Source organism: Halobaculum sp. CBA1158, assembly GCF_021431925.1.
Lineage (GTDB): Archaea > Halobacteriota > Halobacteria > Halobacteriales > Haloferacaceae > Halobaculum.
Map to the genome: position 1 here is coordinate 2078820 of NZ_CP090371.1, position 13170 is coordinate 2091989.

The 13170-nt window shown below is 71.7% G+C and carries 9 protein-coding genes; 4 read left to right on the forward strand and 5 right to left on the reverse strand.

From position 1 onward, the window contains the following. Positions 1–4 precede the first annotated feature (4 nt). The 4 genes from Hbl1158_RS10940 to malQ form a co-directional block, all read right to left on the reverse strand. Positions 5–367 (reverse strand): hypothetical protein, encoded by a 363-nt coding sequence (locus Hbl1158_RS10940; protein ID WP_234297286.1) that lies wholly within the window; start codon positions 365–367, stop codon positions 5–7. Between the two features lie 98 nt (positions 368–465). After that, entirely contained in the window at positions 466–1203 is a 738-nt protein-coding gene (locus Hbl1158_RS10945; protein WP_234297287.1) for a fumarylacetoacetate hydrolase family protein, read from the reverse strand. 125 nt (positions 1204–1328) lie between these two features. After that, entirely contained in the window at positions 1329–1943 is a 615-nt protein-coding gene (locus tag Hbl1158_RS10950; RefSeq protein WP_234297288.1) for an archaellin/type IV pilin N-terminal domain-containing protein, read from the reverse strand. A gap of 108 nt (positions 1944–2051) precedes the next feature. Next, positions 2052–3581 carry a 4-alpha-glucanotransferase gene (gene malQ, locus Hbl1158_RS10955; protein ID WP_303647457.1) on the reverse strand — a complete coding sequence of 510 codons (1530 nt, stop codon included), beginning with the start codon at positions 3579–3581 and terminating at the stop codon, positions 2052–2054. Positions 3582–3720: 139 nt separating this feature from the next. On the opposite strand from malQ, the gene Hbl1158_RS10960 reads away from it, so the two are divergent. Further along, entirely contained in the window at positions 3721–4857 is a 1137-nt protein-coding gene (locus Hbl1158_RS10960; RefSeq protein ID WP_321169952.1) for a glycosyltransferase family 4 protein, read from the forward strand. On the opposite strand, the gene Hbl1158_RS10965 is transcribed toward Hbl1158_RS10960, so the two are convergent. Continuing rightward, positions 4850–5344, reverse strand: a complete 495-nt coding sequence (locus Hbl1158_RS10965; RefSeq protein WP_234297291.1) for a hypothetical protein — start codon at positions 5342–5344, stop codon at positions 4850–4852. The two genes, Hbl1158_RS10960 and Hbl1158_RS10965, sit on opposite strands and share 8 nt — an antisense overlap. A gap of 128 nt (positions 5345–5472) precedes the next feature. Here Hbl1158_RS10965 and malA point away from each other — a divergent pair, with 128 nt between their 5' ends. The 3 genes from malA to Hbl1158_RS10980 all read left to right on the forward strand — a co-directional run bounded on the left by malA (position 5473) and on the right by Hbl1158_RS10980 (position 13051). Beyond that, positions 5473–7737, forward strand: a complete 2265-nt coding sequence (gene malA, locus Hbl1158_RS10970) for an alpha-amylase MalA (RefSeq protein ID WP_234297292.1) — start codon at positions 5473–5475, stop codon at positions 7735–7737. 84 nt (positions 7738–7821) lie between these two features. Beyond that, the gene (locus tag Hbl1158_RS10975; RefSeq protein ID WP_234297293.1) at positions 7822–12465 is read left to right on the forward strand and encodes a glycoside hydrolase family 15 protein; all 4644 of its coding nucleotides are present in this window, start codon (positions 7822–7824) and stop codon (positions 12463–12465) included. Between the two features lie 115 nt (positions 12466–12580). Next, positions 12581–13051 (forward strand): NUDIX domain-containing protein, encoded by a 471-nt coding sequence (locus tag Hbl1158_RS10980; RefSeq protein ID WP_234297294.1) that lies wholly within the window; start codon positions 12581–12583, stop codon positions 13049–13051. Positions 13052–13170: the final 119 nt, after the last annotated feature.

The window sequence follows — 13170 nt, forward strand, 5'->3', positions numbered from 1 at the left end:
GCGACTACTCCCGCGTGCGGTTCTGTTCGCGCTCGGCCCGCTCGTCGATCTCCCGGAGCGCCTGCTCCTGCTCGCTCCGGGTGATCCCACCGGCCTCGGCGAAGCGACCCTCGTACTGCCAGTCGGGCACGAGTGACCAGCCGTCGCCCTCGTCGCCCTCCCCGCTCTCACTACCGGGGGCACCCTCGCCACCGAAGACACGGCCCCTCACGATCGTCCGGAGTCGGGCGACCAGGAGCACCGCGACCAGCGCGATCGTCGCCCCGGCGATCGCGATCCCGGCGCGCTCGTCGACGGTCCAGAGCACGGAGGCGACGATCGGGGCGACGAGCAGCGACACGAGGGCCAGCGCGACGGCTCGACGCATCAGTCCACGGTAGACGCGATGGGGCAAAAGGCGTACCGCCGAGCGCGCTCGGTCCGAATCCGACCGGACCGGCGTTCTCGCTCCGAGACGAACGAGAGCTACGCTTGGCGCACGTCGTGTTCGAGGACGCCGACGCCCTCGACCTCGATTTCGACCCGATCGCCGTCCGAGAGCGGGCCCACGCCGGCGGGCGTCCCGGTGGCGACCACGTCGCCGGATTCCAGCGTCAGGTACGTCGTGATCTCCTCGACGAGTTCGGGGATGGAGAACATGAAGTAGTCGCGCGAGGACGACTGCTTCGTCTCGCCGTTCACGCGGAGTTCGACCCCGGCGTCCGCGGGGACGTGTTCGGAGTCGGCGATGCAGGGGCCGATCGGCGCGGAGCCGTCGAACGCCTTACCGCGGACCCAGTTTTGCTCCTGGTTCTGGTCGTCGCGGTTCGACACGTCGTCGAGGCAGGTGAAGCCCGCGACGTAGTCCATCGCGTCCTCGGCGGCGACGTTGCGCGCCTGCTCGCCGATCACGAACGCGATCTCGGCCTCGTGGTCCACGCGCTCTTTCCCGGCCGGGAGGGTGACAGTCGAGTGGGGGTCGGCGACCGAGTTCGGGGGCTTCAGGAACAGCAGCGGCCGGTCCGGGACCTCGTTGCCGAGTTCCTCCGCGTGGTCGGCGTAGTTGCGACCGACGCAGACGATCTTGGACGGCTCACACGGCGCGAGCAGGTCCACGTCGTCGTCCGCCGCGTCGAACGCCTCGCCGGCGGCGGTGACGACGCCGTCGTCGTAGGTACCCGTCCGGACGGTTCCCGCGGGATCGCGGATCCGAGCGTAGCGCATTACCGGAGCGTCGGTCGGCCGGCGTTTAGGCGTTGTGAGACCGGCGAGGCGGACGGGTCGCCGAGCGGTACCGGCCGTCGGCGTCAAGAATCGAATGCGGACCGCGTGGAGCCGGATCGGCCGGCTTACAGCTCGACGGCGCTCTTCTGCCCGAGCGACTGCGGGACCGTGAAGCGGATCTCGGTGGTCGCGCCGGCCATCGTGTTGATCTTGATCGTCACTTCCTCACCCTCCTCGAGGTTCGAGGGGGCGTTGGTGTCACCGAAGCCGTTGTCGTTCAGATCGAACACGATGTTGAAGCGGTCGTCGGGGTCGTTCAGGACGGTCGTCGAGTCGTCGGCGTTCTTCACCGCGACGGTGGAGAACGTCCAGTCTGTGTCGCCGGAGTCCTCGTGAGTGAGCGTCTCAGTACCGTCCGGTCCGATCCAGTTGATCGTCGCGTTCGCGAGGTCGATCTCGCCGGCACCCGGAGCCTGCGTCACGGTCACGTTGACCGTTTTGATGCTGTTCGGATCGGTGCTTTCGTTCACGTTACCGACGGTGACGACCTCCTGGAGCCGGTCGCTGACCTGTTTACTACTCTGTTCGCCCGTTTCCTGTGACTTGCTCTGGAGGAAGCCGGCGGTGTTGATCAGGACGCCGGCGGCGATCGCCGCCACCAGCACCATCGCGATGAACACGATGAGCGTCCCGATTCCCACCTGCCCCCGCTCTTCCTCGTCGGTGATGAACTCGAACATCTTGATCTCTACTCCCACGCGTTCTCACGCGTCGGTTGTCGACGGGGAAGGGGTACCACTACAAATACTTCAGCCGCAAAGAATCAGTTCTGGATCCGAGGGCGTGGGTCAGCGAACAGTCGCGTCGGTGAGCCTCGCGAGACGTTCCGCGGCGTCGTCGTCGAGTCCGGCCTCGGTGACGCGCCAGCGCCAGTTCCCCTCGGCCGTGCCGGGCGTGTTGAACCGGGCGTGGCTGTCGAGGCCGAGCAGGTCCTGCATCGTCGTTACGGCCAGCGTGGCCTCGGAGTTCCACACCGCCTCGATCAGGTCCCACTCGATCTCGACGCCGTCGGTGCCGAGGTTGTAGTGGAGGCACTCGCGTTGTCGGTCGCCGAGCGACTCGTAGTAGCCGACGGCCGTGTCGGTGTCGTGCGTCGACGTGTACGCGACGCAGTCCTCCGGGTAGTGCATCGGCTGGTAGAGGTGTCCCTGCTGGCACCAGTCGGCGTAGTGGGGCACCCGCATCCCAGGGACGTCGAAGGCCTCCCTGAGCGCGGCGCTCTCGGCGTCGAGAAAGCCCAGGTCCTCGGCGACGAACGGGAGCTCGCCGAACGCCTCGCGGACGGTCTCGAAGAAGTCGCGTCCGGGTCCCTCGCGCCACTCGCCGTCCACCGGGTCGTCGCTGTCGGCCGGGATCGCCCAGAACTCGTCGAACCCCTTGAAGTGGTCGAGGCGGGCGTAGTCGACGAGCGAGAACAGTCGCTCCAGTCGGTCGAGCCACCAACTGTATCCCGTCTCCGCGAGGTGCGCCCAGTCGTACACGGGATTCCCCCAGCGCTGGCCGTCGTCGCCGGGGTTCGGCGGGACGCCCGCGACCGCGGCGGGGCGGCCGTCGTCGGTCAGGTCGAACGCCTCGGGCGCGGCCCACACGTCCGCCGAGTCGAGCGCGACGTAGATCGGGAGGTCACCGAGGATCTCGACGCCGCGGTCGGCGGCGGCCGCGCGCAGGTCCGTCCACTGGCGGTCGAACGTCCACTGACAGAACGCGCGAAAGTCGATCTCGTCGGCCAGCTTCTCGCGGTACTCCGCGAGCGCGTCGCGATCGCGGGTGCGGACGGGCGCGGGCCACTCGGTCCAGGGGTCGCCGTCGAACTCCCGCTTGAGCGCGCGAAACAGCGCGTAGTCGACGAGCCAGTCGTCTTCCGCCTCGCGGTAGGCCGCGAACGCCTCGCGCTCGTCGTCGCCGGCGGACTCCCGGAAGCGGTCGAAGGCGGTCCGCAGGCGGTCGGTCGTGAACGCCTCGACGGCGTCGTAGTTCGTCTCGTGCGGGGAGAAGCCGGGGTCCGGTGCCCCCGACGGGTCGACCTCGTCGTCGGTGAGGTACCCCCGGTCTGCGAGCGCGCGGAGGTCGACGAGCAGGGGGTTGCCCGCGAACCCCGAGTACGTCTGGTACGGCGAGTGCCCGTGAACGTCGACCGTGGGTCCGAGCGGGCACACCTGCCAGACGCTCTGGTCGCCGCGATCGAGGAACTCGAGGAACGAGCGCGCGCCCGCGCCGAGGTCGCCGATCCCGTGGGGACCGGGGAGGGCCGTGGGGTGGAGCAGGACGCCGCTTCGTCGGTCGAACCGCATGCACGGTCCCTCACGCCGGGGACGTATCAGTTGTCGGGTCGAACGGTCGTCCGTTCGATCGCGAGCGACACCGCCGCCTCCGCGACGACCGCGAACCCACCCGATCGACGCCTAGTGACTAAGTACCGTACACCCAAACCTCCACGCGATGCCGCACAAGGTCCTGATGCTGGGGTGGGGATTCCCGCCGAACGTGACCGGGGGACTCGACACAGCGGTCGGCGAACTGTTCGAGCGCCTCCGCGAGCGCGACGGCATCGAGGTGGAGTTGGTGCTCCCCGCGGAGTACGCCCCGGCGGACCGGGACGGGATCCACGGCGTTCCAACCGGCGAGGGCGACATCATCACCCGGATCGGCCGGTTATCGGGGGCGTTCGTCGAGCGCGCGGCCGACGCGGACATCGTCCACACGAACGACTGGTTCGGCTACAATCCCGGGTCGCGCGCGCAGGCGAACCACGATGTGGAGTGGGTCACGACGTTTCACTCGCTGTCCTCGGACCGCAACGCCGACCCGCCCGAGCGCGAGACGCGCACGGAGCAGCGCGTCGTCAATCGGTCGGACCACCTGCTCGCGGTCAGCGAGTTCACCGCCCGCAAGATCGCCCGCGAGTACGGCGGCGACGCGGAGGTGCTGTACAACGGCTTCTCCGCCGTCGAGACGACCGGCCGGGACCTGAAGGCCGACCTGGAGATCGACGGGGAGATGCTGTTCTTCGTCGGCCGCCACACCGATCAAAAGGGGCTGTCGTACCTGCTGTACGCGCTCTCGAAGATCGGGCGCGACGACGTGACGCTCGTGGTCGGCGGCACGGGCCACCTCACCGACCAACTGAAGCGGTTCGCCGAACTGCTCGACCTCGAGGACAGGGTTCGGTTCGTCGGCTACGTCCCCGAGGAGGAACTGGGCGACTACTACGCGAGCGCGGATCTCTTCGTCTCGCCGTCGCTTGCGGAGCCCTTCGGAATCACCATCGTCGAGGCGCTGTCGGCGGGGACGCGCGTCGTCGCCGGCCCGAGCGGTGCCGCGGAGCTGCTCCCCGAGGACTGCCTGATCGAGGTCGAACCGGACTCCGACGCCATCGCCGCCGGGATCGAGCGCGGCCTCGCGATGGACACGCCCCTGGAGTACGAGATCCGGACCTGGGAGGAGGTCGCCGACGAACACGTCGCCTTCTACGAGCGGATCCTCGCGGACGACGACGGGGACGAGAAGACGGGACGGGGGGACGCCGACAGAGGGAACCACCCCGCCGGCGACCGGGAGACCGAACGTGGCGACGACGAGTCGGCGGCTACCTGAGTAGTCTGAAGTCAGTCACCGGTTCGGGGTGAACGATCCGGAAGCCGTCGGCGGTCGGCTCGAGCCCCTCGCCGCCGTCCGGCGGGCCACCGCGCTGGTAGGGACTGTCGGACTCCCCCGGGGACTGATACGGGCTGTCCCTGCTCCCCGGTGACTGGTACGGATCGTCCGAGGTCGCCGACTGATACGGGCTGTCGGACGGCCCGGGGCCGGTGCCGTGGGCGTCGCTCTCCGTCCCGGCGGAGGCCGGCGGTCGGTCGAAGTCCTCCGGGGGGAGGTAGATCCGCTCGCCGCCGGCCGAGCGCACGACGACGGCCGCGTCGCGGTCGCCGGTCACGGTGACGACCGTGCGGCCGTCGGCGATGTCGATGTCGACGGACACCGGCGGGTCTGGGCCGTCGGTACCGGCGTTCCGGTGATCGCCCTCGGCGGGGGCGTCGGTGGCGTCGGTGCCGTCGTCGCGGTCGTCGCGGTCGTCGCCCTGCATATCGGTGGCGTCCCCCGCCGATCACTTAGCGGTTCCCCGGACCCACCCGGCCGGCCGTGTGGCGGTGGCGGTCGATCACCTCAGGTCGCGGCGAAAGAGCGAAACGGGTCCCCGACGACGACCCGGACATGAGACACCCGGGTCGCCCGCGCGTGTGCGCCGTGGGCGAGGCCGTCGAGATCGCGCCGCGCGATCCCGACCCGAGCGCCGACTACGGTTGGAGCATCGCCCGCGCGCCGGCCGGCTCGACTGCCGCCGTCGACCCCGACGCCGCGGTGCAATGGTTCGAACCGGACCGCCCCGGCCGCTACCGCCTCCGACTCCGGACGCCCGAGACGACCCACGAGCTGACCGTCCGCGCGTTCGACGAGGGGCTCTCGCCCGACGGCGACGAGGCGACCGGACCGCCGGCGTACTCCGGCGACGCCGGCGACGATCACGACGCCCTCGCGGGGAAGGTCGCCGGCGACGACCCCGACGGCACCGGCGCGTCGGGTGGATCCGGGCTCCCGACCGACGCCGGCGGCGATCCCGAGGGAGCCGCCGACCGCCCCCGGGTCCACCTCGAGACCGCGGTGACGGACGAGGCTGTGGTGATCGAGGCGGACGTGCGACCTCGCGGCCGATCCGCCGGCCGCGACGCCGACCGCGCCGGCGACGCCGACGGGGCGACGGCCGCGGCCCCGCGCGTGGAGTTCCTGATCGACGACCGCGACGACCTGTCGACCGCGGCGGCGACCGTCGACGGGCGGACGCTCACTATCCCTCGCGAGCGACTCGGCGCGCGCGCCCGGGTGTACGCCGTGCCCGTGACCGACGACGCCTACGGCGTTACCGACGCGGTCGACGTTCGGCGGGCACGCGCCGGGGGAGACGCCCGCGACGGCGACAGCGACCTCGACGGTGACAGCAACCGCAACGGCGACAGCGACCGCAACGCCGGCAGCGACCTCGACGGCGACCGCAACGCAGACGCCGACGGCGACGCGTTCGAGGTGGATCGGCCGTTCGATCCGCCATCGTGGGCGCTGGACACGCGGATCTACGAGGTGTACGTGCGGACGTTCGACGACTCGGAGGCGGCCGGTTCGCACCTCGACGCGGTCCGTGAACGGCTCGGGGAACTGGAGGAACTCGGCGTCGACACGCTGTGGCTCACGCCGGTGTTGGAGCACGACGGCGCGCCCCACGGCTACAACATCACGGACTTCTTCTCGGTCGCGGCGGACCTGGGCGGACGCGAGGCGTACGAGGCGCTCGTCGACGCGGCCCACGACCGCGGCATGCGGGTGCTGTTCGACCTCGTGTGCAACCACTCCGCGCGCGAGCACCCCTTCTTCGAGGACGCCTACGGGAACCCCGACAGCCCGTACCGCTCGTGGTACGAGTGGGACGAAGGCGGCGAGCCGGGGACGTACTTCGACTGGGAGCGGATCGCCAACTTCGACTTCTCGTCGCTGGCGGTGCGTCGGCACCTGCTCGACGCCGTCGACGAGTGGGCTCCGCTGGTCGACGGCTTTCGGTGCGACATGGCGTGGGCCGTGCCCAACGGCTTCTGGACGGAGGTCCACGACCGGGTGAAGGCCCGCGACGCGGAGTTCCTCCTGCTCGACGAGACGATCCCGTACATCCCGGACTTCCAGGCGGGGCTGTTCGACATGCACTTCGACTCGACGACGGCGTTCGCGCTCCGGGAGGTCGGCGACGGCAACCGCGCGGCCGAGGGCGTCCTCGAGGCCGTCGAGGAGCGCCGCCGGGTCGGCTTCCCCGAGCACGCGTCGTTCATGCTGTACCACGAGAACCACGACGAGCCGCGGTACCTCGCCTCCTACGGCGACGCGGCCGCCCTCGCCGCCGCCGGCGCGCTCGCGACCCTCCCCGGCGCGCCGATGGTGTACGCCGGCCAGGAACTCGGACAGCTCGGCCGGCGCGACCGCATCGACCGCTCGGCCCCTCGCGAGGACCTCCGCGAGCACTACCGCCGCCTGCTCGCGCTCCGCGACGAGCGTCCGGCGTTGGCCCACAGGGCGGCGCTCTCGCGGGTCGAGTACGCGGTCCGCGACGGCGACCCGCGGTCGGTCGTCGCCTTCCGCCGGGAAGCGGTCGCCGAGGGCGACGGGTCCGACGACGACGGCCGATCGGGGGACGCGGTCGTCGTCGTGCTCAACTTCGCCGAGGAGACCGCACGGGTCCGCGTCGACGCGCCCGCGACGGCGACCGACCTCGTCACGGGCGAGCGCGTCGCCGCCGACGGCCCGGGATCGGGGACGGAACCCGCCGCCGGCGACGAGGCGAGCGCGGCCGCCGCCGGCGACGACGGCGACGGCGACGACGACGGCGCGGGCGTGGCCGTCGCGGTCGACGACGTGGTCGTGTTGCCCGTGCGGCGCTGAGCGAACGGCGCGTCGCGACCGACGACCGTGCCATCGCCACGCACACCGCTGAGACTTTAACCACGGACCTGGTTTCACGGGTGAATGCGGCTGCGAACGGCACTCAACGACTACAAGCGCGCGGGCGGGCACGGCGCGGCCGGAACCGCGAGCACCGTCCGCGGCGGGTTCTCCGGACGGGGCGAGCGACTGGTCCATGTCGACCCTGCGGGCGGGATCCGCGACTTCTCGGCGGCGCTGTCGGGCCTGTCGGGGATCGACCGCTCCCGCTTCGGGATCGAAACGGGCGAGCGCACCTACTGGTTCGACGACCTGGAGACGGTCCGCCAGCACCACTACCGGGAGACGACGCTCGTCGAGACGGAGTACGACGCCGGCGAGTTCACCGTCCACCAGTACGACCTCACCCTCGGGCGAGCGCACGCGACCCACGTCGAGCTTCGGGGGTCGGTCCCCTCGGAGGCGCGGCTCGTGGCGTTTCTCACGTTCGCGCCGGAGGGCCGGGAGACGCGCGTCGGCCGGCTCATCCACGAGGGCGACGGCCCGGCCGGCGGCGACGCGATGGAGGTGTTCCACCGCGAGGAACACGACTACGTCACAGCCTCCACCGGCCTCGACGACGTGCGCGCGCAGGTCCCCGAGCGCTTCGAGGAGATACTCGACCCCGAGCCGGTGTCGCTCCCCCGCGAGGGCGCGCTCAACCGCTACGAGGACACGCACCTCAGCGGCGACGCGGTCGTCACCGCCCCCTTGGAGCGCGCGGGACGCGGTCTCCGGACGACGCTGGTCACGCTCCTGGCGGACAACGGCCAACACGACCGCGAACGCGTGCTCGCGGATCTCCGGGAGTGCGCCCGCGAGCACGCCGGGGCCGACGAACTCCGGACCGTCGCCCACGAGCTCGCCGCCGTCGCCGTCGACGAGGACGGCCCCCGGCGCGGCACCGTGAGAGCGGACCTGCGGGCGCTGGACCTGCTCGCGGCCCCGTCGGGTGCCCGGATCGCGGGGCCGGAGTTCGACCCGTTCTTCCGCGACTCCGGCGGGTACGGCTACACCTGGTTCCGCGACGACGCCCGGATCAGCGGGCAGTTGCTCGCGGCCGACGAGCCGCTCGGGCTGGGCGTCGAGACCGCAGAACTGGCCCGCAGCGCCCGCTTCTACTGCGAGACCCAGCGACCGGACGGCTCGTGGCCCCACAGGGTGTGGGCCTCGGACGGCTCGCTGGCCCCCGGCTGGGCGAACGCCCGCGTCGAGGGACGGGCCGACTCCGACGAGTACCAGGCCGACCAGACCGCGACGACGGTCGCGTTCCTCGCGGCGCTGTTGCGCGAGCGCGGCGACGAGCTGTCGGCCGACGACGAGACGCGGATCCGCGCGGCCGTCGCCGCCGGCGTCGACTCGCTCGACGAGAGCCGCCGGGGCGACGGCCTGCCCGAGCGGTGTCAGAACCTCTGGGAGGACTCGGCCGGCCGGTTCGCCCACACGGCCGCGACGTTCCTCGAGGCGTACGCCGCCGTCGCCCGCGCGCCCGTGGACGCGACGCTGCGAGAGCGGGCTCGCGAGGGCGCGAGCGCGACGTTCGACGGGCTGGAGCGACTGTGGGACGCCGACGAGGGGCGGTACGCCCGTCGCCTCGCCGACGGCGAGCGCGACGGCCGCCTCGACGCCGCGACGGTCGCGCTCGTGGAGGCCGCCGCCGCGTACGACGCCGTCGAGGGGCTGTCGCTCGCGGACGACGACCTCGACCGGCTGGTCGACCACGTCGAGGCGACGCTGGCCGGGCTGTATCGAGATCCCGACGACTCGGCCGTCGCGGGGCTGATCCGCTACGAGGGCGACGGCTGGCGTACTGACGGGCAGGACGGCGAGAAGGTGTGGACGCTCGCGACGGGGATGGGCGCGACCGGCGCGGCGACGCTCGGGGGGCTGCTCGCCGACCGCGGCCGCGGCGAGACGGCCGATCGGCTGTTCGAGCAGGCGGCCGACCTCTACGAACTCCTGGAGGAGAACGGCCCGCTGACGACGGCGATGGGGTATCTCCCCGAGCAGTGGTACGACGACGGGACGGCCGACAGCGCGACGCCGCTGGGGTACGCCCACGGCTTCCGCCTGCGGGCGACGGCCGCGCTCGCCGAGCGCGACGCCCTCCCGAGCGCGGCGGCGTCGCCGTCGCCCCCGACCGACCGGCCGCGGTGGACGACCGGCGAGAAGTACGGCGTCGGCACCGCCGCCGACCACGACGCCGACGAGCCCTCGCGGATGTGGTTCACCCTGACGCAGGGGGCGCTGACGGAGGTGCGGTTCCCGCGAGTGGACCTGATGAACCTCAGGACGCTGGATTTCATCGTCTCGGCGACCGACGAGGAGTACACCGTCCGCACCCACGTCGAGGGGCCGCGGACGACCGACGACACCGTCGAACGTCGGGTGGAGCCGACGGCCGACGACGCGCTGCTGTTCCGGCACGTCGTCGCGGAGACGGGCGACGGACGCGGACACGAGTGGGAGCTGACCGTCGAGTACGCGGTCGACCCGAGCCACGACGCGCTGGTGGCCGACATCGACTTCCGCGCGGTCGACGACGCGGAGTACGACGTGTTCGCGGTCGCCGACGCCGCGCTCACGAACACGGGGACGCGCGACCGGGCCCTGCGGCTCGGCACGCCCGGGAGCCATCACCTCGTCGCCCGCGACGCCGGCGCGTACACCGGCGAGGGCGGGGAGGGTCGCCTCGTCGACGAGAACGGCGACGGCTACTCCGTGGCGGTCGCGATGGCGACGGCCGACCGCTTCGACTGGGCGACGGTGTGTGCCGCCGGCGGCGACGACCTCACGACGCTGTTCACCGAGGGGACCGTCCCCGAGACCCGCGAGTCGATCGACGACGACAACGTCGTGCTCGTCGGTCGGGTCGGCACCGGCCGGCGGACCGCCGAGACGCTCGCGCTCGGGTTCGCCCGGCAGGCGGACGCCGCCGCGGCGCTCGGGGAGGCCGCCGGGGCGCTGGCCCACGGGTACGAGGGCGTGCGCGAGTCGTACCGCGACACCTGGCGGGCGTTCCTCGCGGACAAGCCCCTGCCGGCGTCCGTCGCCGGCGACGACGCGCTCGCGAACCAGTACCGGACGGCGCTGATGACGCTGCGGGCCGTCGAGGACAAGACCTACCGCGGCGCGTCGGTCGCCTCGCCGTCGGTGCCGTGGGGGGAGGCCGTCGACGCCGCCGAGCGGAAGGGGTACGGCTACAACTTCGTGTGGGCCCGGGACCTCTATCAGGTGTTCACGGCGGCCGAGCTCACCGGGGACCTGGAGACGGCCGCGAACCAACTGGCGTATATCTACGAGTACCAGCAGGACGAGGACGGCTTCATCCCGCAGAACACCTACCTCAACGGGGTCACCCGCTGGGGCGGCGAGCAGATGGACAACATCTCGTTCCCGGCGGTGATGGCGTATCACCTCTGGGCGGACGGCCTCGACTTCGAGGACGTGGCGTACGACTTCGAGCACGTCCGTCGGTCGGCCGACTACGTCGCCCGCAACGGCCCCGAGAGCGCACAGGAGCGCTGGGAGGAGGAGGCCGGCTACTCGCCGTCGTCGATCGCCGCCGAGATCGCGGGGCTCGCGTGCGCGGGCAAGCTCGCGCTCGAAGTCGGCGACGAGGCGAGCGCGCTCGTGTGGCTGGCGCTGTCGGACCGCTGGGCCGACGAGGTGGAGTCGTGGACGGCGACCGAGACCGGCACGGAGCGCCACGAGCACACCCCCTACTACGTGCGGGTCACCCGCGACGGCGACCCGGAAGCGGGCCACCTGCGGACGCTCGCGAACGACGGCCCGCGCCTCGACGAGCGCGACGTGATCGACGCCGGCTTTCTCGAACTCGTGCGACTGGGGATCAAGCCGTGGGACGACGAGACCGTCCGCAACTCCGTGCGCGAGGTCGACGACACCATCCGCGTCGACCTGCCGGCCGGGGCCGCCTTCTACCGCTACAACGGCGACGGATACGGCGAGCGCGACGAGGAGAACGTGGGCGCGCCGTGGTCGGTCGACAACCACGGGAAGGGTCGGCTGTGGCCGCTGCTCACCGGCGAACGCGGCGAGTACGAACTGCACGCGTTTGACGACGACCGCGCGGTCGACGCCGATGCGGACGACGCCGATGCGGACGACGCCGATGCGGACGACGCCGATGCGGACGACGAGGGTGGCTCCGGACGCGACCCGGCGCTGGAGCCGACGGAGCTGTTGCGGACGATGCAGCGGTTCGCCAACTCCGGCCGGATGATCGCAGAGCAGGTGTGGGACCGCGACTACCCGACCGAGTACGACTGGGGCTACGGCGAGGGCACCGGGAGCGCGACGCCGCTGGCGTGGTCGATGGCGCAGTTCGTCCGACTCGCCCACGGCATCGACGCCGACGAGCCCGCCGAGACGCCGGCGTTCGTCCGCGAGCGCTTCCTGGAGCGCCGCCTCCACGAGGGCGACGAGAAGCCCGCCCTGCGCGTCGACACGAACTTCCAGGGCAACACCGTCGTCGTCTCCGGCGAGACGACCGGTGCGCGCGTCGCCGTGACGACGCCCGTCGACAGCGCCGCGGTCGACCCCGAGGGCGGGCGCTTCGAGGTCCGCCTCGACATCGGCTACGGCGAGAACGACATCACCGTCGCCGCCGCCGCCGACGAGGACGTCGAGCGGGCCGCCACGACCGTCACCCGATTCACCGTTTGATCGGAAGACAGCGGATCGGCGCGCGCGATCTCCCTAGTAGTTCCTAGTACTGTTGTGAAGACGTTCAAATAACATCCCGGGAACCTTTATGACGATAGATCGGGAGTGGTGGGGTATGCACGAGCCGGAGACGACGTACGTCGGAAAGGCGTGCGCGTACATCACTCGCGGCGGCTCGGAGTTGCTGGTGTTCGAGGGGCCCGGTCACGACGGGCTGCAGATCCCGAAGGGAACGATCGAGCCGGGCGAACGACCCCGCCCGGCGCTGTATCGCGAGGTTCGCGAGGAGAGCGGGCTGGCGACGCTTTCGGGCGTGGAGCGGCTGGCGACGGACGTGTGGACCAGGCGGGAGTCGCCGCCGAAGGCGTACGTGCGCCACTTCTATCACGCCCGAGTGCACGAGCCCCGGGACTCGTGGACCCACGTCGTTCGCGACGGCGGCGACGAGCACGGGAGCGAGTTCGAGTTCTCGTGGGTCCCGCTGTCGACGGCGCGCGGGCGGGAGTTCGCGCTCGACCTCGACGACTACGTCGGCCACCTCTCGGGCCGGACGACCACCCCCGCGGTCGCCGAGCCGGCGGACTGATCGGTATCCGCGTCTGCGCCGCCGACCGCGATCGCGACCGCACCGCCGACCGTGAGCGCAACTGCGCCGCCGCCGACTCTCCGTCGGGACCGGTTTTATGTGCGATTCGCCCGAACGCG